The sequence below is a fragment of the Thiomicrorhabdus sp. Milos-T2 genome (assembly GCF_000702325.1).
Lineage (GTDB): Bacteria > Pseudomonadota > Gammaproteobacteria > Thiomicrospirales > Thiomicrospiraceae > Thiomicrorhabdus.
The window spans coordinates 1,272,752-1,295,619 of record NZ_KL370891.1; the positions used below are offsets into that span (position 1 = coordinate 1,272,752).

The following is a 22,868-nucleotide window of genomic DNA, read 5'->3' on the forward strand; positions in this document are numbered from 1 at the left end:
AATGTATTTAACTAAACACTAGTCAACATAATTAAAAATAACTAAGCAATCGGTTCAGATTCGTAATCTAATGCGGCATCTCGCATGGATTGTAAGTCAGATTCTTTAATTAAATGCTTATCCATATCATATAATCGGCCTTGTAACCGTTGAGAGATTTTGCGTGCCATCATAATTAAATCATGCATAGCAGCAGGTGCTCTGACAGTTGTCGGCAACTCTAAAATCATGGCAATACCTGGTGTTGCGTACCCTTCAAGATTCTCGACAGGAAAGGTTCCTGGTTCTAGCATATTGGCGACTTTTATAAAGGGATTACCCATATTATCTTTTTTAACAAATATAGCCTGTTCAGAGTAACTTAAGCCAACACCCAACAATGCCTGATTAACTGCATTCATGGGAAATTCTTGGCCAGTACTTAACACCATAATGACATAAACCTCTGGCTCTTTATTGGTTGAGATCTTTTTTGTCTTGGCATTGAGTTCTTCTTCAGGAATTCCAAAAGAAGGTTTAACAAAGTCAGAAGAAGCCAAACTTTCGTCAACTTCACCCGTCATACCCGGATCATCTACCACTAAAACGTGATGTTTTCCCTCATTTTGGCTATCCTTACGAGCTTCATCATTAACAACACTTATCGACGCTTCAGAGCTATTGTCTTGAACTTGTGCAGCTAGCTGAGATTCTATGCTAGCGGAGTCTGTTGAAGTGTGTGAATCTTCAGGGATATCAAACTCCTCTCCAAAAGAAAGAACGCCTTGATTACGGTGAATGTCCAATTCATTTTCATCGTTTGCAGTTGATACACTCTCTAGTTTAGACTTCTGTTCTTGTGAGCGGTTTGAAAGGGGTTCCTGATTTGGCGATGGCTGTTGCAATTCTGAATTTGAGAACCCTTTACCTTGGGTAATGCGTTGTTCTGTAGATGCTGATAATGGAATGTGAGGATTTCCAAGATTATTTAAAGCTTCAGCTGCTTTGTCTGAATCTTTATTTAGAGTGCTTTCAAGCGGCTTATTTTCAACAATCGTGGTTGGGTTAGCCGTTTCTGAATCGTGTGATTGAGAAGCAGAGTTCGATTTAGAGTTCTTTTTTATCGCATTTTGGCGGCTACGGCTTAAAAAATATAAACCAGCAATGACAACAACAGCAAAAATTAAAAGTACTTGTTGTAATTCATTCATTTAAGACAACTCCAAAATTTCAAAATCCCCTAAATATAAACTTAGAAAACAGACTTTAAAACATTTCTTTTTTTGAAAATACGTTAAAAATAAAGGGCTTATCAGTTAAGCATTTAATTTAGCTGACAGCAAACAACCTAAAAAACTTATGCTAGGTGAAGCCGCTAATAATCTAATCGATAATTGTACCTTTTTTAAAGGACTTTTTGCCAAAGAATTAGCACAAAATACGCTTAAAGTTCTATTTAATCCTCTATGAATATAAACTCATAATACCAAAATTATCGGCTTTAATTCTTTAACCGTATAATGTTTAAAATAAATATTCTGAGTTACAATTCAAACTGTGAAATTTAAGGTTAATAAAAATGATTCCCACACAAAAAGACAACCTTCCCTTTAAGAATTCAATCCTTCAAAAACAAGTTATTCTTGGTTTAGATATTGGAACTTCAGGAATAAGGGGGTGTGTTGTTGAAAGAGTTTTTGACCAAAAAGAGATGCTTGAGAAGATATTGTTTGAAACTCATATAGCGATGCCTGCAGCGAAACCTGAATTTAACGAACAATCAAATACAGTAGAAATTTCTCAAGACCCTCACGTTTGGATTAACCACCTTGAAAAACTCCTAAAAAACTTAGAACAGAATTTTAACAGTCAACTTATTACCCATTTAGTCGTGGATGCGACCTCTTCCACCGTTCTCTTAGTTGACCAAAAAGGTAATCCTTGCACTAGAGCATTAATGTACAACGATTCACAATCTAGCAAACCTGCGCAAGATATTGCGCAATTAATCACACAGTCACAAGAATATTCTGGGGCTCAAGGAGTCTCAAGTACCTTAGCAAAGGTCAGCACCTTGCTGATGAAAAACCCAAACTTAAAACAGCCTATAATTTGCCATCAAATTGATTTTATCAATCATTATTTATGCGGTGTATTAAATATTACCGATGAAAACAATGCCTTAAAACTGGGTTATAACTCCGTCAACCAGGCCTGGCCAAATTGGGTTATGCCTTATCTTAATGGCATTAATTCTCAAGTCACTCTCCCTCTAGTCGTTAAGCCAGGTGATTTTTTGGCAAAAATCATGCCTTCAATATCTAAAAATTTTGGCTTTAATAAAGAGTTGACGGTCATGGCGGGTACAACGGACAGCATTGCGGGGTTTTTAGCCTCTGGAGCGATTAATACAGGAGACGCCGTAACGTCTTTAGGCTCAACAATGGTCATTAAAGCGATCTCTAACGAACCGATATTTGATGACAAGTACGGACTTTACAGCCATAAACTAGGAGCACATTGGTTAGTGGGTGGCGCCTCTAATACGGGTGGAAAAGTATTACTAAATGAATATGACCTTAAAGATTTAATTTACTTGATAGAGAATACAGCGGATTCATTTATAAGCAAATACTTGAAAGAGGAAAATGCAAATTATTATCCGCTAAATGAAAAAGGTGAACGATTTCCGATTTCCAATCCTGAACTTTCGCCTTCAATGCCGTCTCGACCAAATTGCAAAAAAACAGACATTTATCACAGTGATTCTTGCCTTAAGCAACACCAGTATTATGTATTAAAGATACTATTTGGTATGACAAACATTGAAAAAATAGCTTACCAAAAATTAGAAGAAATGGGCCTACCTAAAATTAAAAGGATTTTTACAGTGGGCGGTGGAACTAAAAACCTAGCCTGGATGAAACTAAGAGAATTCCTAATTGATGCGAGTTTTACCAAATCAACTCATCAGCAAGCGGCTTATGGTGTAACCAAATTACTTGAACCTATAAAACAATAGGAGGTGATATTTACAATATTTTAGTGTATCTTTTGCAACGATTAAAACCAGAATTATAAATTGAAACTTAGGACAATATTATGACAAGCCCTGAAAATTTAATTAATGCATTAAACGAATCGCCTGTAGCATTCACTAAAGTTATGGAAGTAATTGATAATCACTATAATTTTTGCCCAACAGCATTCACAAATGGAAATACAGTTAACGAAGAGAACACCAATAATGGTTCATGTAAGGTCTTTTCTTTTGCTCAACTGCACAACTTATCTGAGCAAGCGACTCTAAATGCCTTTGGTGATTACTACTCCATAGATGTTTTACAAAACCCTAACAATGACGACCATCAAAATATTCGTAACTTCATGAAGACCGGGTGGAAAGGGATTAAATTTAATGCTCAAGCTTTAACGGCAAAATAAAAACAAACAGGCCTGGTAAAAGACAAAATGAAATAAAAAACCCGCCTAAGATATTAATTTCTTAGGCGGGTTTTTATTCTTAACTCTTAACAACTGATTTAAGCCGCATGTACTTTTTCAACTAGAGCTAGATCTAGATAAGTATGATTTTGCGCATCTCCATCTAATACAGAAAATGGATTGGTTGAGTCACCCATTTGATCTAACACTAAATCTGCCGCACTAAAATCATCGTCTTTAGTGTATTCATTAATGGTAATAATTGTTTTTAAATTTGCTCCAATAGATGATTGAATGCCGTTTGAAGAATCTTCAAATGCAATCGCATCCGCAGGAGTCAAATTCATTTTCTCTAATGCCCAATTGTAAATATCTGGTGCAGGCTTTTTAGCTGGCACAATATCACCTGCAGCAATGACTTCAAACCAGCTTTCTGAATCTGGCCCTAAAGTATTTTCAAGTAACGCGGTTACGTTTTCTGGTGTCGTCGTAGTCACGACTGCCATGCGCATACCTTCTGCTTTAGCTTCATTAATTAAATTTTCAACACCTGGACGTAAAGGAATTTTTCCTTCCGCCATCAGCTGTGTATAAAACTTGGTTTTGGCAGCATGTAGACCTTTTACAAAATCATCAAAATTTTCTGGCTTTTTAAAATCGGTATTAAATTTTTCTAAGTAAAAACGAATACGTTCCTTACCACCAGTGACCGCTAATAACTCACCATATAGAGCCTCATCCCAATTCCAATCTAAACCAGCCCCTTCAAATGCCATGTTAAATGCAGGACGATGTCCATCACGCTCGGTATCAGCCAAAGTACCATCAACGTCAAATAATAATGCTTGTAATGCAGCCATTTTTTACTCTCTTTTTGTATGTATATATATTCAGTAAGCTAATTAAACTGAAAACAGATTCTGCTTTATTCACTGCTTAATTTCAAGTCATATTAGTTATAATAACTATAAGAGACCTTTGCACGAGAGTCTACGTGTGTAAAAATGGTTATTAAATATTTCTTAGGTAAACTTACTAAATTTAGCTTGTTGAAAGTGTTTAAAACTGATATAAAACACGGTTAAGAAAAACGACACAGTTCAAAACATTACAAAAACTATTTTTGTGTCGTAGATTTAGGAGAGAGAAAATGGAATATAGCGTCGACTTTATAGAAAACTACCCTGCTTACCAGCCAAAAAAGGGTGAAGAATACATGAGCCCAGAAATGCTTGAGCATTTTAAAGGTAAATTACTTGCCTGGAAATCACAACTCATTGAGGAAGCAAACGAAACGGTTTCTCACCTTAAAAAAAATTCAGACACGCCTGCTGACCCTAATGACCGTGCTTCTCAAGAAGAAGAATTTGCTTTAGAACTTCGTACTCGAGACAGAGAACGTAAGCTAATTGCCAAGATTGATAAATCGCTAAGATTAATTGATTCTGGTGAATATGGATATTGCAAACTTAGTGGCGATGAAATTGGTTTAGGCCGGATGGAAGCACGTCCTACCGCTGATTTGACTGTGGAAATGAAACGTAAACAAGAAATCCGTGAAAAACAGGGTGTTGCTTAATTTTGAAACAAATTAAACATTTCAACTTTCTTATTCTGTAACATCCTAGTCGATAGTTAAATGGGCAAATTATTTTGCCCATTATTTTTTATCCAAACTAACCGAGTTTAATGTATTGAATACAGCCGATCTTATTGACGCCCTGCTCAATCCAGAAACCTACCCTCATCCCGTCGACTTAATTACTACGATTGAAACTCATATCTCAATTGTATTTTTAACAGGTCCCTACGCATACAAATTAAAAAAACCTGTCGATTTTGGTTTTTTAAATTTTTCTACCATTCAACTAAGAAAAAAATTCTGTGAACTTGAATTAACCCTAAACAGGCGAACAGCTCCACAGCTCTATCTAGGTATAGATAAAATCGTCAAGCAGGGTTCAAACATACATTTAACCCCCCTCACTAAAGGCAAAAGTTCTAATGACAAAAGTTCACAAGACAGTTCTCATTCAGTAAACGAAGACACTGTTGATTACTTGGTTAAGATGAAACAATTCAACCCTAATGATGTGCTTGGACGAATGTTAGGTGAATCAAGTTTAAATGAAGACATGATTTCTGCTTTAACTGAACAGATTGCAAACTTTCATAAAATGGCACAACCTGTTGAATTAAACACTGAATACGGAGAGCCTAAAATTCAGCTTCAACCTATGTTGGATAACTTTCCTTCTTTAAGCCAATACTTTTCTGATTCTGCAACACAACAAAAACTCACCTCTCTTTTAGCTTGGACCAATCAAGAATTCTCGATTCATAAACAAAACCTCAAAGAGCGTAAACAAAATGGTTTTGTTAAAGCGTGTCATGGTGATTTACATTTAGACAATATTACCTTAATTGACAACCAACCAGTTCTATTTGATGGCATTGAATTTAATGAGTATTTTCGTTGGATAGATGTCATGAGTGACTTAGCCTTTTTGCTCATTGATTTAGATTTTAGAAAACAATTTGCGACTAGCTACAAAATTCTATCTCAATACCTTACACAAACTTTAGATTATAAGGGTTTGTATTTGCTAAACTTTTACCGAGTTTATCGAACGATGGTTAGGGCAAAAATTACCGCTTTGCGCGCTGAGCAACTGCCTTTAAATAGTTTAGAACAAAAGTGTATTGAACAAACTGCATTAAGTTATATTGACCAAGCCATTGGCTACACTCAACCCAATAATAATGTTCCTAAACAAAAACCAAAGTGTATTTTATTACAAGGCGTGTCAGGCTCTGGTAAAAGCTATTTTGCGAATCAATTGCTAGATGAGTTAGGTGATTTTAAAGCGATTATCTTAAGCTCAGATCGTATTCGAAAAACCTTATTCGGTATAGATGCCCATCACAGAGTCAGCGAAGAAGAAAAACAACAGCTTTATTCAAACGAAATGAACCGCAAGACATACAAAGCTTTAGCGGATAATGCCAAAATTTGTATGGATTTAGGTTTTAACGTCATCTTAGATGCCACTTTTTTAAAGCGCCACCATCGAGAAACCATTCATCAAGTCGCCAAAACTTGCTCTGCAGATTATTTTGTATTTTCACTGCTATCAACAATAGAAACCGCTAAACAATCTATCAATCTACGCCAAAAGTTAAACAACAACCCTTCTGATGCCACTATCAACGTCATGCTTAATCAACTAAAACAAGTTGAAGAACCTAGAGCCGATGAAAATGCCTTATTAATCAATATTAATGAATTACGCCAACGTTTTCCTAAAGAATCTATTCAAGAATTTTTAAATTTGCCGATAAAATAGAGTATAACTTCTACATTAAACGCTGCAGAGCATAGGATATTTATGCAACATTTTGCACAAAATTTTATCTTTTATAGATGCCTGGCGCCTTTATTAATCTTTAGCTTATCTATCAATACTTCATATGCTGAAGACGCCGCTTCGACAAAACCTGAATCTCAAAAACCACTTAAAGAAGTTCAATTTCTTGGCTTAAAGTTAGTTGATGCCAACTTGAATACCGTAAGAAGTCATCTATGGGATATCGGTGGGTTTCTTCAAGCCAAAACAACGGTTAAACAACGTAATATTGATAAATTTTTTCCCTGGTCAGAAATGAGAGATAGTTACCATGTTACCTTTCAATACAATCATGCAGGTGATGTTGTCTCTGTTAAACGAGTTTACCGCCCCTACTCTATCGTTAATAGCAATAAACGCACACCCATTGAAACAAAAGATGTTGCACGTAAACTGATTGGCGATTTAGGTCAACCAACGCAAAGTATGCGTAAAGGCTGGGGTGGAACTCTCTCATATCAAAGTTATATTTGGCAGGACGATGACGTTAAAATCATTTTAGATCGCGAAGGTAGTGAACGATTAGGGAACATTTTTGTTGAATACATTATTAAAAGCCATGATCGCTACGCGGTAATTAAAAAAGATGATAAAGGTTAGTTAAAGACTAACCTTAAGTTGAGGCTTTTGCCTATAAGTATGCTCAAATGAATATTAATAACCAGGCCTGGTAATCATTATGACCACGATTAATACAGCTCAAAACAACACATTTATGGCATCTAGCATTGCTAATAATGGCATAAAAGAAGGCTTTAATAAGCTAGGGACAATAAGCCAAGAACTTAACCGAACTTTGCCCAATTACCAGCTTGATAATGACAAACAAACAGCGTTATCAGCAAGCAACAAAGTAGATTATGAAGCTTTAAACAAAGCCAGTTCAAATTCATTAGAAACCAACATGATTGGCATTCATACAACAGAAAACCACATTAAAAGCTTAGTCAAAGTACTTGAAGTTGAAAATAATCTATTTGATGATTCAATGGGCAAAATTTTTGATAGCTGGGCCTAAGCAAGACTCCCTAACCAACAACCAGAAAACAAAACCCAAAATAATCTAATGACAGCCTTGATTAATACCGCGTTTCTTAAAATACTGCTGATGATATTCCTCGGCTCTCCAAAAAACCGCCATTTCCTCTAAAGTCGTGACGATTGGCTGGTTAAAATTGGCTTGCTGCTTTTCAATAATTGACTCTGCTGCTATTTTCTCATCTTGGTTTTCATAGAAAATAACCGAACGGTATTGAGTCCCACTATCTGGGCCTTGCCGGTTTAAAGTGGTTGGATTATGCATGCTAAAAAAGTATTCTAGTAACGTCTGGCGAGACGTTAACTCATCATCAAATGTAATCAAAACCACCTCGGCATGCATTGTCTCAGTTCTACAAACTTGCTCATAATTGGGTGATTCGGTATTTCCTCCTGCGTAACCTACTGCAGTTTCAATTACGCCGGGTTGTTTTGAGAAATCTAGCTCCACCCCCCAAAAACAACCTGCACCCAACATTAAATGTTTAATACTCATATTTTCTCCATTATTTATAGTCTCATCTAGAGACCTTTGCTCGAGATAGGTGCGAAAGAAAAATGAGGGAAAATTTACCTGATTGCGGCGGAAAACGCAGGGAATAGCTAGCTATTCGCAAGTTTTTCAACAAAAATCAGGTGAATTTTGACCATTTTTACTCGTGCATACTCTCGTGCAACGGTCTCATCCATTATCTATGAAGATATTAAAGTCGCTCTGCAAAAGCTTGAATATCTAACCAGGCGGTATCCATATGAATAAAACGGTGATCGCCTCCGGTAAATATTATTGATTCAAACTTTGAATTCTGATCTATACCCGCTTTGCATTCATGACTCTTTACATAACTCTGAGCATACCTCTGTAAAGCAAACTCAACATCAATCACTTCATCATCTGTATCTAATAATAACAAAGCGGGAATATTCTGCTGTAAATCAGAAAAATTAAAACTCTGAATGGCTTCAATATAGGCCGCATCAATACAAAAAGCTTCTTCTGTAGCTGGATTAATATGACTACCTAAATTTTGTGTAAAGATAGGCGTTGGATTTAAAGCGGGATTAATCATTATGTATGGAATTGCATATTTTTGGCCAAAATATTGTGCGTAATAGCCGCCCATGGATGAACCTAGTAAAATCACCTTACTTGATAGACTAAGGGCATGTTGTATACAGCGATTAATTTCTTCCACACTCGCTTGCGGTGAGGCAATTGGATAGGTAGGTGTATAAACATCTTTAAAGCAGGATGAATTCTGCTTAACTTTAGATTTTAACCATTGACCCTTTTCACTATTACCGCTACTTAAAAACCCGTGTAGATAGACACCAATACAATCTTGCATTCTGTTAGAATCCTCTTATGATAAAACAGCCTAAAATTGTTCACAGAACCCCTTCGCAAAATACCTTTAATGCTGCCAAAAAATTGGGTTTAAGTGACTTTCAAGCCCGATTAGTTGCCAATAGAACGGATGAAACTGAGCAACTTGAAGAAATTATTTTTCCAAAATTAAAACACATCCAGCACCCTTCTGCTTTAAAAAATATTGAGCAAGCTTCAGAGATTATTGTTAATGCCATAAAAGGCAATGGTGTCATAGTCCTGGCTACGGATTATGATACCGATGGCGTTACCTCAGCATGGGTTGCTACTACCGCACTATGTGAATATTTTGGTTTACCACAGTCTCGCATTGTTCATGTGATTGGCGACCGAAAAACAGGCTACGGAATTACTGATGATGTTGTTAAACGTATTCTCTCAATTAAGCAGCCCGTCGATTTGGTTATTTCTGCTGACCAGGGCTCAAGTGATGAAGAGAGAATTGCTCAACTCAAAGCTCATGGAATTTCTGTTTGTGTCACAGATCACCATCAAATTCCAATAGCAGGTGTTCCTAAAAGTGCAATTTGTACCGTTAACCCTCAACAAACCGGTTGCGAATACGACAAAACCGTCGCGGGATGCTTTGTTATTTTCTTAGTGATGACTCAGGTAAGACAAACCTTAATTCAACAAGGATTACTAGACAAAGAAAGCCCATCTTTAAAATACCTAGCACTTAACGTAGCCTTAGGCACAGTCGCAGACAGCGTAAGCCTAAAAAGCCCTAACAACCGAGCGATTGTGCATGCCGGTTTACAATTAATTAATCTGTTTCAATCACCTGCTTGGCAGGCATTACGTCAGTTAAATGATAACCAAGGTTTACCTTTTGACGCTGAGTTTTTAGGCTTTCAGGTTGCCACCAGAATTAATGCCGCTAGTCGTGTCAGTGACGTAACCACAGCGTATAAATTTCTAACAGCTTCAAATGTTCATCAAGCTATGAATTATTTAGATCAACTCGATGCTGACAATCAAAATCGTAGATCACAACAAGAAGTGATGCTAAAGCAAGCTCACCAACAAGCCAAAGAACGATATACAGATACAACCTACTCAATGACCTTAAAAATGGACGGTAATGCAGGAATTCAAGGTATTATCGCATCACGTATAGGCGAACAATATGGCGTGCCTACTGTGGCAATGACAGACCTTGAAGATGGAAATTTAGCCGGTAGCGCACGTGGAATTGTGCCAAACATAGATTTACGTGAAGCGTTTCAATGGATGTCTGAACAAAAAACCGATCTCTTTATCTCCATGGGAGGACACAAAGGCGCTGCTGGCTGCATGATTCCTATTGCGTTTTATGATGAATTTAGTGATTTATTTGAACAAGCGATTAAAAAGCAATTAGGTGATTCTGCTCCTATTCCTATTATTGAAACCGATGGCGAATTAGATGACTGGCTATTAACACCGCAATTAATTGAAGAGGTTAATGCCTTAGAACCCTATGGTAGAGAATGGCCTAAACCTTTGTTTTCAGGAAATTTTACGATTGTACAATTAAGAGAAGTTGGTCAAACCAAAACCCACCTTTCATGTAAATTACGTACTCAAAGCGGTAAAATCATTCAAGCTATCTACTTCAATGCCAAACAGCATCAAGATGACCCAACCCTATTCAGTCCTGGGGACTGGGTGCAAGGTGTCTATAAACCAAGCATAAACCATTTTGGCGGACGTACAAGCCTACAGCTTCAGTTGCAGTCGTTGCAGCAAGCTTAAGCATTTGTCATAAGTACCGCAAATAACATTCTATCTTCATACTTGACCTTTATGCTTATTGATAAAATTACTAACTATTTAGATTCTTTAAATAAGAATAGTTATGCAATAGAATCCTAGAGCTTTAATTAAGCTTCAATAATTCTCGGTAAGCTTTTTTCGGCATGATTGTCGCCATATTTCTGGAAATATTATGAAAACCTATTTAGATTGCTACCCTTGCCTTATGAGGCAAGCACTTCAAGCTTCTCGTTTCGCAAACCTAAGTGAATCTGCTCAACAATCGATACTAAAATCGGTTATGGAGTCACTTTCTGAGCTACCTGAAGGTACTAGCCCACCCGTCATCGCCCAACTCATACATCGAATCGTTCGTGCTGAGTCTGGTCATAACGATCCATACCGAGCGGTCAAAATAACCAGTACTCAAAATGCCTTAAATTTGTATGATCGATTACGCATCCAAATTGATGAGGCGATTGATCCGATTGACCTCGCAATAAGGTTAAGTATCGCTGGTAATATTATTGATTTTGGTATCTCAGACCACTATGACCTCGAAGACAGTATTCATCGTGTTATGACTAAACCATTGGCTGTGAACGATATAGAAAACCTGAAAACTCGATTAAAAACCATTAAATCGTTGCTCTATTTAGGTGATAACAGTGGGGAAACTGTCTTTGATCGACTTTTGATTGAAACCTTGGTTAAGCACTACCAACTTCCTGTCACCTATGTCGTTAGAGGCTCTGCAACTATTAATGACGTTACATACCTAGAGGCAACTGAAGCTGGCTTAGATAAGGTATGTTCCGAAATCATTGATAATGGATCAGATGCACCAGGCACACTACTTGATGATTGTTCAAGTGATTTCGTAACACGTTTTAAACACGCTGAATTAATTATCGCTAAAGGGCAAGGGAACTTTGAAAGCTTGAGTGAGGTTGACGCACCGTTGTTCTTTTTGCTACAAGCAAAATGTAATGTTATAGCCAATGAGTTAGGGGTCCAAGAGTTTGACTTAATCGTCAAGGGACCAAAGGGTTAGCTGGAGAGTCTTGTTTTTAAAACGCTTGATAGCAAGCGCTTTAAATTCATTTTAAATTCACGTTAAACTCATATAGGTCAATTTTTAAATCATTTAGCAGTATTAGAATTCAAGTACTGACCCAACCTGAAAGACAAATGCCTGTTGAGGAAAACGGGTTAAAAATCGTGCAGAAACTGGCAGACCTGTACAGTGTGAAAAGCCAATTTTTGGCATTTTTTTCACTCTTTCTTCAGTTGCCATTAACCTTGGTTCAGATGCTTTAGCCAAATGGGTTCCCCCCATCATTGCGTATATTTCGTCATTTGGAAATTTCATTTCAATTTGGTTTAAGGTATTTATTACACCAGCATGGCAACACCCTAATAATACAACCAAGCCTTTTGAAGTTTTAACAACTAGACTCATATCATCCTTAAGCGGGTCTTTTACCAGAGCACTACAACTTGGTGATGTACAGACTTTTAAACGCTCATCCCCTTCATTTTCCAAAAGCTCTAATCTTGGGATTTCTCCTGTTGTGTAAACTGCATCTGTAACTTGGATGACTTCAGATTCAAGGTGCCATGTGACATTAACCAAAGACTCTTTAGAAAACGGCATATCAACTGGTTTTAGTGACCCATCAGGACGTTCACTAAAACGTTGATTGAAAATATCAGGATGACCATATATAGGTCTAGGGCCGATTAACTCTATAAGCGACTTTAACCCGCCTGTATGGTCGTAATGTCCGTGACTTAACACAATATTGGTAATACGGTTTGGGTCAATACTTAGCTCTTGCATGTTGTGTAACAACACATCGCCAGATTGACCCGTATCAAACAGTGTGACATTACTGTCTTCTTCAATTAACACAGACATACCATGCTCTCCCCAATAACGGGAACTTAAAGCCACTGAGTTTTCGACGAGGCAGGTAATTTTTATAGACATAATAGACGCCTTATAGCAGTTTGATGTTGCAGAATGTTTGACTGATTAAGCTTGCCCTCGCCCCACAACCAAACGCCATTAATACCTGGTACCTAATATTGTGTCGCTCGTCATTCAGATCATCACTAAGCTAAAAAATTAAGAATTTCTTTTTCAATATCTACTTTATTGATTACTATTGGTTGTGCTATAGGTTTATCAAACAGCCCTGCAATTTGAGCAGGCATTGCCACATTCGCATTATCAGCAATCATCTGTAAAGCATCAATGTCTTTTTCCACTGTTTTACCGGTTAATGCGTAAGAAATAACCGGTGAAAATTTTGTCCACTCAGCCGTTGCATAAGCAATTGTTTTAATGGTTTTATCTTTACGACAAGTGTCGTAAGCCTTAAAACAGGTTGCTGTATGTGGACACATTAAATACCCTACAGAAAATGCCTGTTTGATATAGTCTAAGCCTTCTTCATCAGTACAAAAATCGGCCGCAAAAATGGACTGAACTTGAGCTAACTCTTCTGGAGTTAATTTATAAAATTTATCACTATCCAATTTTAGCATTAACTCTTTAGTTCGCTCTGCACCAAACAAATCAAACAAAATACGTTCAATATTGGAAGACTTTAAAATATCCATAGCGGGTGCAATGGTGGGAATAACAGAAGCATCACGTAAGTCGTATTCACCCGTGTTAATAAATTTAGTTAATACATTATTATTATTGGAAGCGATGTGAATTTGCTTAACTGGTAAGCCCATTTTATAAGCGTAATAACCCCCTAAAGCGTTACCAAAGTTTCCACTAGGAACATTTAAATAAACCTTATCTCCTAAAGCAATGGCTTCTTGGCGGACTAAATCTAAATAGCTGTAGACATGGTAAATAGTTTGAAAGATGATACGCCCAAAGTTCACCGAATTTGCAGCTGACAAAGATATATTGTGCTCTTTTAAAGAAGCTTCAAAGGCCGGTGAGGTTAACAACATTTTGAGTGCTGACTGCGCATCATCAAAATCACCGTGAATACCAATAACTTTTAAATTTTTGGCATCTTCGGTCACCATCTGTAAACGTTGTACATCCGAAGTTCCACCGTCTGGATATAAACAAGCTACTTGTACATTTGTTTGATCTTTAAATGTATCTAAAGCCGCTGGCCCCGTGTCTCCACTCGTTGCCGCTAAAATGAGATATTTTTCATTACGTTGTTCTGCAATAGCGGATAAAACCGAACCAAAAGGTTGTAAGGCCATATCTTTAAAAGCGCGTGTTGGCCCATGAAATAATTCACTAACATATAAATCATCGTAGACTTTAACCAAAGGAACCGGTTGTTTTGGGTCATCAAAATGATCATACAGGCTTAAGGCTTTATCAATAATTGCCTCATCAATATCGACTTCAAAAAGCGATAAGATTGATTTAGCGACCGTTTTGTAATCTGAATCAATATGAGATTTAATGAAAACTTCGTCAAAAATGGGAAGACTCTCTGGTGAGTAAATACCACCAAATGAGGACATTGGGCTTAAGATAGCCTGGGCAAAAGTGATTGAAGCAGGTCTTTGACCATCATTACCACGTGTTTCAATAAAATTCATAACAAACCTATTTATTTGATTTTGAGACTATTTCACCTGTCACTGACAAAAGTAAAAAAATCTCGTTAATTTAATTAGCGAGAATTATACAGAAATATGCGCTAAATTTTAGGGGTATCCATATTTTGTGGTTGATTATCCAGTATTGTAAAAATTAACCATGAAGACACAGAGGCACGAAGATAAAAAAATAAATAAAAACTATTAGAAAATCATAGTCTAACAAACTTAAGTCATACCTATAAGCTCTGCATTTGTAAAGTTTAAAACCCATTAATTTATTACGTTTAGTTTGGTTATTCGTTAAATTTAAGCTGGTATTAAATATTAGAAATCTTCATGCTTTCGTGTCTTCGTGGTTAAAAGATTTATTTGATCAATCATAAAAACATATACCCAATTTTAGTTGATTGTGTCTCTTTTGCTTAGCTCTAAAAAGAGATTTAATACTTCGTGCAAACAGACTAAACCTGACTAAGCGATTTTTTTAGACGCCAAAATCGTTTGAGATTAGAAGGCTTAATGTGACTACGATAAGTTTGTCCTAAATCTAACAGTAAAGAATCAATATTACCTGACTTGACTGCGTTTAATAATGGAGCAAACCAATCCACTTCTAACTGCTTCAAAAGCGTAATCCAATCCTCTAACTGTAATGAATCTAAGTCGTCAGAAGTACTATTTAAGCTAATGAAATGCTTGTTTATTTTTAAATCATTATTCGACTGAATTTGCTTTAACCAGGCCTGGTAGTTTGCAGGTTCTGAAAATGACAATGAACCTGTTTGCTTAGCCATTCCTGACAAATAGACATTTTGAGAATAAATAGCGGCATCAGTTCTGCGTAAAACCTGACTAGAATCGATTTTACCCTCTCCCCATATCCATACACTGTTAATTTCAGGCCATCCTTTTTCACGGCGTTTTTCATTAATAGGATGAGTATAGAATAGCATTTGCGTTTCATTAATTAATTGACGCCAATACTGAGAGGCATTGCCCTTTGGATAGTGTTCATTCACTGACTGATAAGCAAGTTTTTCTATATAGGTTGTTTGAATATCAACCGGTTGTTTTATCGAAAGGTACCAGCGAGTTGCCGTTGCCCAAATTAACTCCACTTTATCTTCTGCAAAATGTTCATTAAACGCGGTAATTAACGATTTTGATTCATCATCCGTAATTTGCAAGGTATTTCCAGGTATAAGCACTAATGTATCTCTATCAGGAACCATCTGCACAGGGTCAACACTTAACCAAAATAGTGATTCATCATAATCCTTTATTTCAACGCCAGCTTTGGTTGCCGCAATTGAAAGACAACTAGGTTGGTGAAACAAAAAACTCGCTTGCTCGTAAAAATTTTGCGGTTTAACGGCAAATCTATCCGCCTTAGCTAGTAACGTTTGTAAACCTGGTAGAGATAATACTTTTAAAGCTGACTGAGCCTCTTTTACTCTTAAATGATTAAGTAAATCTGGAATCCATAATGTAACGGCGTGTGACAAATTAAAAACTCCTATAAAAAAGTCGGGCATGCCCGACTTTGAGAAAATCAACTATGAAGCTAAAGCAAAAACATGACTTGATTAGCTTAGCGTCTCAATACGTATACGCATAATATCAGCATCAATCGCCTCTAATTTAGCTAGAGATTCTAGGGCTTCATTAATACGAATCTCTTTCACTTGGTTGGTAATAATCACTAAGGTTGCATCATCAGTATTATTATCACAAGGTTCTTGATGAATATTTTCCATACTAATATCAGATTCAGCAAACACGGCTGATACAGTAGCCAGAACGCCTTTTTGATCTTTTACCAAGCAACGAATGTAATAACTCGTTGAAATTTCATCAATTGAAACAACAGGAGCTGATTCAAGCTCGTCAGCAGCAAACCCTAATGCAGGGACTTGATCTGCGGCAGGTTGGTCTTTCCAACGAATAATATCAATAATATCTGCTACCACTGAACTTGCTGTAGGCCCAGCTCCTGCTCCAGAGCCATAATACATAGTTGGCCCCACGTGATCACCTTTAGCCATCACAGCGTTCATAACACCATTTACATTAGCAATTAACACATCACTTGGAACTAAAGTTGGATGAACTCTTAATGAATAACCACTCTCAGCTCGACTTGCAACCCCTAAGTGTTTAATTTCATAACCTAACTGCTGGGCAAAACGAATATCATCAGCAGTCACTCTACTGATTCCTTCGGTATAAACTTTATTAAATTGAAGCTCAATACCAAAAGCAATTGAAGCAAGAATGGTTAATTTATGAGCGGCATCAATCCCTTCTACATCAAAAGTAGGATCAGCTTCTGCATAACCGAGTTCTTGAGCAACTTTTAAGACCTTAGCAAAGTCAGCGCCCGGCTTTTTCATCTCGGTAAGAATATAATTGCCTGTACCATTAATAATTCCGGCAACCCACTCAATTTTATTAGCGGCTAGACCTTCACGCATTGCTTTAATAACAGGAATACCGCCAGCGACAGCTGCTTCATAATTAACAATCACATTATTCTCTTTAGCTAGCGCAAAGAGTTCATTACCATGTTCTGCAATTAAAGCTTTGTTAGCGGTAACAATGTGCTTACCATTCTTAATCGCCGTTTCTAAAAATTCTTTGGCAAGGCCTGTTCCACCCATTAATTCAACAACGATATCAACATCAGGGTGATTAACAACATCAAAAGTTTGATCGGTTAACGTAATGCCAGCTGTATCAACATTGCGAGGACGATTTAAATCTCTAACGGCAATAATCGCAACTTCAATCGACTGACCAAGACGACGTTGGATTTCAGGCAAAGTGTTTTGCAGAATATCAACCGTTCCGCCACCTACAGTTCCTAATCCTAATAGCCCGATTTTGATTGTTTTCATTCTTTTTTCCTATTGTTGCGATTATTTAAGTCACTCTAACGACAAAGTTCTCAGTGTATTTTTAGTCTTGTTTGATTAAACCATCTTTACGGAACATATCGCGAATTCCACGAATGGCTTGACGTGTTCTGTGTTCATTCTCAATTAAACCAAAGCGTACATGGTCATCACCATAATCACCGAATCCAATTCCAGGTGAAACGGCTACCTTGGCTTCTGATAGTAATTTTTTAGAAAATTCAATTGACCCCATTGCTTTGTATTCTTCAGGAATCGGAGCCCAAACAAACATTGTGGCTTTAGGTGGCTCAACATTCCATCCAATAGCATTTAACCCCTGACATAAAACGTCTCGACGAAGTTTATACATATCTGAAATTTCTTGAACGCACTCTTGTGGCCCTTCTAAAGCAGCAATAGCTGCCACTTGAATAGGCGTAAAGGTACCGTAATCTAAATATGATTTCATGCGCTTTAATGCATTAACTAATGTAGGGTTTCCAACCATAAAGCCAACACGCCAGCCAGGCATATTATAGCTTTTAGAAAGCGTATAGAACTCAACAGCAATATCTTTTGCTCCTTCAACCTGCAAAATAGACGGTGCTTGATAACCATCAAAAACAATATCCGCATAAGCTAAGTCATGAATAACCCAGATATTATGCTCTTTAGCAATTGCCACTACCTTCTCAAAGAACTCTAAATCTACCGTTTGGGTAGTTGGGTTTCCTGGAAAATTTAAAACCAACATCTTTGGTTTTGGCCATGAGTCTTTTATCGCTTTTTCTAATTCGTCAAAGAAACAAGTATCAGGAGTCATTTTAACGTGACGAATATCAGCACCCGCAATAACAAACCCATAAGGATGAATTGGGTAAGCTGGATTAGGCACAAGAACCGTATCACCTTTATCTACCGTTGCTAACGCTAAGTGTGCTAGACCTTCTTTTGAACCAATCGTAACCACCGCTTCAGTTTCATAATCTAACGCAACATCAAACTTAGTTTTATACCAATTACAAATTGCTTTACGAAGACGAGGGATACCCTGCGAGACAGAATAACGGTGCGTACCTTCTCTTTGAACAACCTCAATTAACTTATCAACGATATGTTTCGGTGTATCTTGGTCTGGATTTCCCATTCCAAAATCAATAATATCCTCACCTTTGCGTCTGGCTTCAGCTTTAAGTTCACCAACAATATTAAAAACATAGGGAGGAAGTCTGTTTATTCTTTGAAAATCGTCTGACACGAAAGTACACCTTCTATCACGGGGATCTCAGGTTCGGAAACTGTTGATTTTTATGCCAAAATCACACGAATTAATAAACCAAATCGTGCTTGGCTTTACGTTTCTGAGAGAGAAAATAAATAAAGGAATAATGATACAGCATCATAAATTTTCGTCAATTGAAAATAACGCTTAAATCACGCTTTTTAGGGAATTATACTGCTACATTAACAATACAATTTACTATAATGACTAACTGACTTACCTATTAACTCTGAGAATTAATTATGAAATTTACTGAACATCGTGACTCAAATGTATTAGCTGTAAAAAGTTATCAACCAGGCCTGGTAAAAGTAAATAATATGGAGTTTAGTCAAAGCTGTTTTATCACGAAAAAAAGCTACAATGACCAATGGAAATGTTCAAATATAAGCGAACTTAGCACCGAACTTATTGATGAATTATTAGCTGAAAAACCAGAAGTCATTATTCTTGGAACCGGCGATACTCAAGAGTTTCCTGAACCAAAACTTTTTGCATACTGTGCATCTCAAGGTGTTGGGTTAGAAGTGATGGCTAATGATGCGGCGTGCAGAACCTACAATGTGTTAACAACTGAAGATAGAGATATTTTGTTAGCATTAATCATAGATGTTAAATAAAAGTAACCAGGCCTGGTTACTTTTATTTAAGTTTTAACCATTGAACGCTGAATAACTGAGACCTTTGCAAGAGAGTATGTACGAGTAAAAATGGTTCTAGGTGCCCTTTGAGGGTAAAAATTCACCTTATTTTTGTTGTACCCCAAGGGCACTTCCGATGGGCGACAACTTGCGAATAGCTAGCTATTCCCTGCATTTTCCGCAGCAATAAGGTAAATTTTTTACCCTCAAGGGGTACTCACGCCTATTTTTCTTTCGCACCTATCTCGTGTTTATGCCCTTGGGTGCAAAGGTCTCAATAACTATTGTTTTAACACTTTTTTGATATCTACTTTACGGCCTTGATAACGAGCTTCTACATAAAGCTTAGGTCGTTTTGTATTCCCCGTCGCTCCCATTAGAGCAACCTCTTGCCCAGAATCAACATCATCGCCCTCTTTAACTAATAGAGCACTGTTATGCGCATAAATAGACATATAACCATTGTTGTGTTTAATAACTAACATCCAACCATAATTAATAATACCATTCCCCGCATAAACGACCTTTCCTGGTGCTACGGCTCTTACCTTTTGCCCGGGAACCCCGTATATCTCTAAAACAGATAATCCGGCATGATCTCTGATGTAACGATAGGCAAGACCTTTATGCATCGGCCAAACCCAAGCTTTACTTTTCTTTGAACTTTTGTGGGTATTTATTGACTGATTACGCGAAATTGCCTTAGCTGTCGTTTCTTTTTTTGCCGATATTTTGCTACTTTTAGGCTGATTATTTTTAACTAGTTTAGTTTGAGTCTTTTTAAGTTTTTGCTTTTCTAAATGTTTAATTTCTTGTTTTTTAGTATCTTGCTTGTTTTTAGAAGCTTCTTTAACCGAGGAAGTTTTCTTTTTTGAAGAGGTTACATCTTCTATCGGCAGAATTAAATCTTGATTAATATAAATAATATAAGGAGGCAATAGGTGGTTTTCATTAGCGATAGCCGCAATACTCGAATCACACTTTACAGCAATACCACTTAATGTATCACCAGCAACGACACGATATGGTGAATGACATGTATGCACTTTTTTATTTGTATCAACAATAGGCTTTACTTCATCTGCATGCCTAGATTGATATTTGGTAGGAGAAGAACAAGAGACAATGACCAAACTTGTCGTTAATAAAGTCATTACCTTTAGAACTGATTGTTTAATACGCGTCATAGATTTGAAGTTCTTTATTTAAAAATTTATGTGGTGAAATAAAAGTTATTTGCACAATTAAGGAATCAAAGTCACAATGATTTGATAATCATTATTGCGAGTAAAGTGTTTTATAACCAATATACACTATAATCAATACTACTAAGCCCCAACCGATCCAGTCAACCCATTTTCTAACACTTTCTTCCATTTTTTTACCACCCCAACGCATTAGACTGGCGACCAAAAAAAATCTTGCTCCACGACCAATAAATGAAGCGACCATAAACGGTAATAAAGCCATTCCACTAGCCCCAGCAGAAATAGTAAATAACTTATAAGGAATAGGACTAAAGCCGGCAATAAAAACAATCCACACTCCATATTCATTAAACCAATTATTGATTTGTGCCAATTTGCCTTGATAACCTAAATCTTCTATTAGAGGTTGCAATAAATCCATTGCCCAATAACCAATCACATAACCTAACAACCCTCCTAACATTGAGAATATGGTTGTTAACCAAGCATAATAAAAGGCCTTATTAGGCTGAGCCAAGCTCATCGGCATTAACATGACATCAGGAGGAATCGGAAAAAAAGACGATTCAGCAAAACTTAATCCACCTAAGTAAATTGGCGCCTTAGGGTGCTTAGACCATTGCAATGCTTTATCATATAAAGTTGTAAAAATTTTCAAGATTCAATTCCTTGCTTCATTGGCACAAACATAACTTCACCTAAACAGATTTCCGTTATACCGTTTATTGTTTTTTCAAAGCCGTAAAGTCTTTGTTCTATTTCGCCTATAGGCATGACTAAACGCCCTCCTACTTTAAGCTGCTTGATTAACTCTTGAGGAAGTTCGGCAGGTGAGGCTGCAGAAATAATTGCATCAAAAGGCGCTTTATTTGGCCAACCCCAGTGCCCATCACTTAAGGAGAATTCAACATTATCGAGTTCAAGTTTATTTAAAACGCCCATAGCACGTTCAGACAAAGGTTGAATACGCTCAACACTGTAAATTTTATCGGCTAATAATGACAAAATAGCGGTTTGATAGCCTGAACCGGTACCTATTTCTAAAACGTTTTTAATTGGAAAAGAAGATGCAAACAACCATTCTGTCATTTTGGCAACCACCCAAGGCTGAGAGATGGTTTGACCATAACCAATCGGTAAAGCCGTGTCTTCATAAGAACGTGAAGCCATTGCTTCATCTAAAAATAGGTGCCTAGGTACAAGACGCATTGCTTCAAGAACCTTTGAATCATTGATACCTTTTTCAATAAGGCGATCTACAAGACGGCTACGAGTTCTTTGAGAAGTCATACCAAGGCCTTGATATATCTCAAAAGCAGCATTAGGGTATTGCATAAACTAGTTTCATTTAATTATATTTTTATCGAGTTTTCTTAAAAAGCAAATGCGCTATAAGACGACTTGTTTTTCCCAGTTTTGTAGCGTTTCCATCATTTCATAATGACTTAAATCGATTTTTAAGGGCGTAATGGAAGCATAGCCTTGCTCAACCGCATAAAAATCAGTTCCATCCCCCGCTTCGGCGGCTTCTCCAGCAGGTCCAATCCAGTAAATTGGCAGGCCCCTAGGGTCTGATTGTTTTACAACAGGCTCAGAAATATGACGACGCCCTAAACGGGTAATTTTTATTCCTTTTAATTCTGATAAAGGAATATCAGGAACATTAATATTAATAATAGTATCTTGAGCAAGCATGAGAGATGGTAAATCATTAAAAAATGTTAACAAGACATGCGCAGCCGTCTCAAAATGCTGATCTCCACAAAGCGAAATAGCAATAGAAGGTTTTCCTAAAAAACGGCCTTCTGTCGCTGCTGCAACCGTACCTGAATAAAGTACATCATCCCCCATATTCGCACCAGCATTTATACCAGAAACCACAATATCAGGTTGATAATCTAACCCGCCATTCATACCCAGGTGCACACAGTCAGTTGGTGTGCCATTCACACTATAGACATGACAAAGCGGGTCATTACTTAAACTGGTATGAAGATTCATACGAAGAGGTTCAAGTAAGGTTAATGAGTTACTAGCGGCACTACGATTGCGTTCGGGAGCCATAATATCCAAACGCGAGAACTCAATATTTTGACGTAAACATTTAAATGCTGCTTGAATTCCTAGTGCAAAATAACCGTCATCATTAGAGAGTAATATTTTCATTATCTTTAACCCTTAAAGCATTTAAAATAAACCAACATAAAAATAAAGCTCTTAGCACCTTGTTTAGAACAAAATATTAAGA

22 protein-coding genes are annotated in these 22,868 nt (G+C 37.0%); 9 read left to right on the top strand and 13 right to left on the bottom strand.

All coding sequences use genetic code 11. The features are described from left to right. Window positions 1-41: 41 nt before the first annotated feature. Window positions 42-1,190, bottom strand: a complete 1,149-nt coding sequence (locus BS34_RS12245; protein ID WP_038126292.1) for a cell division protein ZipA C-terminal FtsZ-binding domain-containing protein — start codon at window positions 1,188-1,190, stop codon at window positions 42-44. Between the two features lie 368 nt (window positions 1,191-1,558). On the opposite strand from BS34_RS12245, the gene BS34_RS0105725 reads away from it, so the two are divergent. Both BS34_RS0105725 and BS34_RS0105730 read left to right on the top strand, forming a co-directional pair. Continuing rightward, entirely contained in the window at window positions 1,559-3,001 is a 1,443-nt protein-coding gene (locus tag BS34_RS0105725) for an FGGY-family carbohydrate kinase (RefSeq protein WP_029407574.1), read from the top strand. Window positions 3,002-3,081: 80 nt separating this feature from the next. Next, on the top strand, window positions 3,082-3,423 hold the full coding sequence (locus tag BS34_RS0105730; RefSeq protein WP_029407575.1) for a HopJ type III effector protein: 342 nt from the start codon (window positions 3,082-3,084) through the stop codon (window positions 3,421-3,423). A gap of 98 nt (window positions 3,424-3,521) precedes the next feature. Here the strand turns inward: BS34_RS0105730 and BS34_RS0105735 are convergent, their stop codons facing one another. After that, a complete protein-coding gene (locus BS34_RS0105735; RefSeq protein ID WP_029407576.1) occupies window positions 3,522-4,283 on the bottom strand; it encodes an HAD family hydrolase in 762 nt (253 codons plus the stop codon). A gap of 290 nt (window positions 4,284-4,573) precedes the next feature. Here BS34_RS0105735 and dksA point away from each other — a divergent pair, with 290 nt between their 5' ends. The 4 genes from dksA to BS34_RS0105755 all read left to right on the top strand — a co-directional run bounded on the left by dksA (window position 4,574) and on the right by BS34_RS0105755 (window position 7,848). Continuing rightward, window positions 4,574-5,002, top strand: coding sequence for an RNA polymerase-binding protein DksA (gene dksA, locus BS34_RS0105740; protein ID WP_029407577.1), 429 nt, complete (start codon window positions 4,574-4,576; stop codon window positions 5,000-5,002). 115 nt (window positions 5,003-5,117) lie between these two features. Continuing rightward, window positions 5,118-6,770 (top strand): bifunctional aminoglycoside phosphotransferase/ATP-binding protein, encoded by a 1,653-nt coding sequence (locus tag BS34_RS0105745; RefSeq protein ID WP_029407578.1) that lies wholly within the window; start codon window positions 5,118-5,120, stop codon window positions 6,768-6,770. Between the two features lie 42 nt (window positions 6,771-6,812). After that, window positions 6,813-7,430, top strand: a complete 618-nt coding sequence (locus BS34_RS0105750) for a hypothetical protein (protein WP_051640703.1) — start codon at window positions 6,813-6,815, stop codon at window positions 7,428-7,430. Window positions 7,431-7,509: 79 nt separating this feature from the next. Further along, on the top strand, window positions 7,510-7,848 hold the full coding sequence (locus BS34_RS0105755; RefSeq protein ID WP_029407580.1) for a hypothetical protein: 339 nt from the start codon (window positions 7,510-7,512) through the stop codon (window positions 7,846-7,848). A gap of 45 nt (window positions 7,849-7,893) precedes the next feature. Here BS34_RS0105755 and msrA read toward each other — a convergent pair whose 3' ends face one another. Both msrA and BS34_RS0105765 read right to left on the bottom strand, forming a co-directional pair. Further along, window positions 7,894-8,364 carry a peptide-methionine (S)-S-oxide reductase MsrA gene (msrA, locus tag BS34_RS0105760; RefSeq protein WP_029407581.1) on the bottom strand — a complete coding sequence of 157 codons (471 nt, stop codon included), beginning with the start codon at window positions 8,362-8,364 and terminating at the stop codon, window positions 7,894-7,896. A 208-nt stretch (window positions 8,365-8,572) separates the two neighbouring features. Continuing rightward, window positions 8,573-9,217: a YqiA/YcfP family alpha/beta fold hydrolase gene (locus BS34_RS0105765; RefSeq protein WP_029407582.1), complete on the bottom strand. Its 645-nt coding sequence runs from the start codon at window positions 9,215-9,217 to the stop codon at window positions 8,573-8,575. A 17-nt stretch (window positions 9,218-9,234) separates the two neighbouring features. On the opposite strand from BS34_RS0105765, the gene BS34_RS0105770 reads away from it, so the two are divergent. Continuing rightward, window positions 9,235-10,995 (top strand): single-stranded-DNA-specific exonuclease RecJ, encoded by a 1,761-nt coding sequence (locus BS34_RS0105770; RefSeq protein ID WP_029407583.1) that lies wholly within the window; start codon window positions 9,235-9,237, stop codon window positions 10,993-10,995. 193 nt (window positions 10,996-11,188) lie between these two features. Next, window positions 11,189-12,049: a damage-control phosphatase ARMT1 family protein gene (locus tag BS34_RS0105775; protein ID WP_029407584.1), complete on the top strand. Its 861-nt coding sequence runs from the start codon at window positions 11,189-11,191 to the stop codon at window positions 12,047-12,049. A 102-nt stretch (window positions 12,050-12,151) separates the two neighbouring features. Here BS34_RS0105775 and BS34_RS0105780 read toward each other — a convergent pair whose 3' ends face one another. From BS34_RS0105780 to alaC, 5 genes are all read right to left on the bottom strand, one after another. After that, window positions 12,152-12,988, bottom strand: a complete 837-nt coding sequence (locus BS34_RS0105780; RefSeq protein WP_029407585.1) for an MBL fold metallo-hydrolase — start codon at window positions 12,986-12,988, stop codon at window positions 12,152-12,154. 125 nt (window positions 12,989-13,113) lie between these two features. Next, window positions 13,114-14,589, bottom strand: a complete 1,476-nt coding sequence (thrC, locus tag BS34_RS0105785; RefSeq protein ID WP_029407586.1) for a threonine synthase — start codon at window positions 14,587-14,589, stop codon at window positions 13,114-13,116. 464 nt (window positions 14,590-15,053) lie between these two features. Beyond that, window positions 15,054-16,097 (bottom strand): hypothetical protein, encoded by a 1,044-nt coding sequence (locus BS34_RS0105790; protein ID WP_233993146.1) that lies wholly within the window; start codon window positions 16,095-16,097, stop codon window positions 15,054-15,056. Between the two features lie 81 nt (window positions 16,098-16,178). Next, the gene (locus BS34_RS0105795) at window positions 16,179-17,489 is read right to left on the bottom strand and encodes a homoserine dehydrogenase (protein ID WP_029407588.1); all 1,311 of its coding nucleotides are present in this window, start codon (window positions 17,487-17,489) and stop codon (window positions 16,179-16,181) included. A 61-nt stretch (window positions 17,490-17,550) separates the two neighbouring features. Then, a complete protein-coding gene (gene alaC / locus BS34_RS0105800) occupies window positions 17,551-18,747 on the bottom strand; it encodes an alanine transaminase (RefSeq protein WP_029407589.1) in 1,197 nt (398 codons plus the stop codon). Window positions 18,748-19,013: 266 nt separating this feature from the next. Between alaC and BS34_RS0105805 the strand changes: the two genes are divergently transcribed. Continuing rightward, window positions 19,014-19,391 (top strand): Mth938-like domain-containing protein, encoded by a 378-nt coding sequence (locus BS34_RS0105805; RefSeq protein ID WP_029407590.1) that lies wholly within the window; start codon window positions 19,014-19,016, stop codon window positions 19,389-19,391. Between the two features lie 302 nt (window positions 19,392-19,693). Here the strand turns inward: BS34_RS0105805 and BS34_RS0105810 are convergent, their stop codons facing one another. The 4 genes from BS34_RS0105810 to surE all read right to left on the bottom strand — a co-directional run bounded on the left by BS34_RS0105810 (window position 19,694) and on the right by surE (window position 22,786). Then, window positions 19,694-20,599 (bottom strand): M23 family metallopeptidase, encoded by a 906-nt coding sequence (locus BS34_RS0105810; protein ID WP_029407591.1) that lies wholly within the window; start codon window positions 20,597-20,599, stop codon window positions 19,694-19,696. 91 nt (window positions 20,600-20,690) lie between these two features. Next, window positions 20,691-21,278 carry a YqaA family protein gene (locus BS34_RS0105815; RefSeq protein ID WP_029407592.1) on the bottom strand — a complete coding sequence of 196 codons (588 nt, stop codon included), beginning with the start codon at window positions 21,276-21,278 and terminating at the stop codon, window positions 20,691-20,693. Continuing rightward, window positions 21,275-21,910, bottom strand: coding sequence for a protein-L-isoaspartate(D-aspartate) O-methyltransferase (locus BS34_RS0105820; RefSeq protein WP_029407593.1), 636 nt, complete (start codon window positions 21,908-21,910; stop codon window positions 21,275-21,277). The genes BS34_RS0105815 and BS34_RS0105820 overlap by 4 nt, the downstream gene beginning before the upstream one ends. Before the next feature lie 99 nt (window positions 21,911-22,009). After that, a complete protein-coding gene (surE, locus tag BS34_RS0105825) occupies window positions 22,010-22,786 on the bottom strand; it encodes a 5'/3'-nucleotidase SurE (RefSeq protein WP_029407594.1) in 777 nt (258 codons plus the stop codon). Between the last annotated feature and the right edge of the window lie 82 nt (window positions 22,787-22,868).

Bases quoted from the DNA above. Each gene is read 5' to 3' on its own strand.
- BS34_RS0105820 (WP_029407593.1), bottom strand. From the start codon at position 21,910: ATGACTTCTCAAAGAACTCGTAGCCGTCTTGTAGATCGCCTTATTGAA.
- BS34_RS0105750 (WP_051640703.1), top strand. From the start codon at position 6,813: ATGCAACATTTTGCACAAAATTTTATCTTTTATAGATGCCTGGCGCCT.
- BS34_RS0105770 (WP_029407583.1), top strand. From the start codon at position 9,235: ATGATAAAACAGCCTAAAATTGTTCACAGAACCCCTTCGCAAAATACC.
- dksA (WP_029407577.1), top strand. From the start codon at position 4,574: ATGGAATATAGCGTCGACTTTATAGAAAACTACCCTGCTTACCAGCCA.
- BS34_RS12245 (WP_038126292.1), bottom strand. From the start codon at position 1,190: ATGAATGAATTACAACAAGTACTTTTAATTTTTGCTGTTGTTGTCATT.
- thrC (WP_029407586.1), bottom strand. From the start codon at position 14,589: ATGAATTTTATTGAAACACGTGGTAATGATGGTCAAAGACCTGCTTCA.
- BS34_RS0105725 (WP_029407574.1), top strand. From the start codon at position 1,559: ATGATTCCCACACAAAAAGACAACCTTCCCTTTAAGAATTCAATCCTT.
- BS34_RS0105735 (WP_029407576.1), bottom strand. From the start codon at position 4,283: ATGGCTGCATTACAAGCATTATTATTTGACGTTGATGGTACTTTGGCT.
- BS34_RS0105810 (WP_029407591.1), bottom strand. From the start codon at position 20,599: ATGACGCGTATTAAACAATCAGTTCTAAAGGTAATGACTTTATTAACG.
- BS34_RS0105805 (WP_029407590.1), top strand. From the start codon at position 19,014: ATGAAATTTACTGAACATCGTGACTCAAATGTATTAGCTGTAAAAAGT.
- BS34_RS0105730 (WP_029407575.1), top strand. From the start codon at position 3,082: ATGACAAGCCCTGAAAATTTAATTAATGCATTAAACGAATCGCCTGTA.
- BS34_RS0105765 (WP_029407582.1), bottom strand. From the start codon at position 9,217: ATGCAAGATTGTATTGGTGTCTATCTACACGGGTTTTTAAGTAGCGGT.
- BS34_RS0105795 (WP_029407588.1), bottom strand. From the start codon at position 17,489: ATGAAAACAATCAAAATCGGGCTATTAGGATTAGGAACTGTAGGTGGC.
- BS34_RS0105755 (WP_029407580.1), top strand. From the start codon at position 7,510: ATGACCACGATTAATACAGCTCAAAACAACACATTTATGGCATCTAGC.
- msrA (WP_029407581.1), bottom strand. From the start codon at position 8,364: ATGAGTATTAAACATTTAATGTTGGGTGCAGGTTGTTTTTGGGGGGTG.
- BS34_RS0105775 (WP_029407584.1), top strand. From the start codon at position 11,189: ATGAAAACCTATTTAGATTGCTACCCTTGCCTTATGAGGCAAGCACTT.
- surE (WP_029407594.1), bottom strand. From the start codon at position 22,786: ATGAAAATATTACTCTCTAATGATGACGGTTATTTTGCACTAGGAATT.
- BS34_RS0105780 (WP_029407585.1), bottom strand. From the start codon at position 12,988: ATGTCTATAAAAATTACCTGCCTCGTCGAAAACTCAGTGGCTTTAAGT.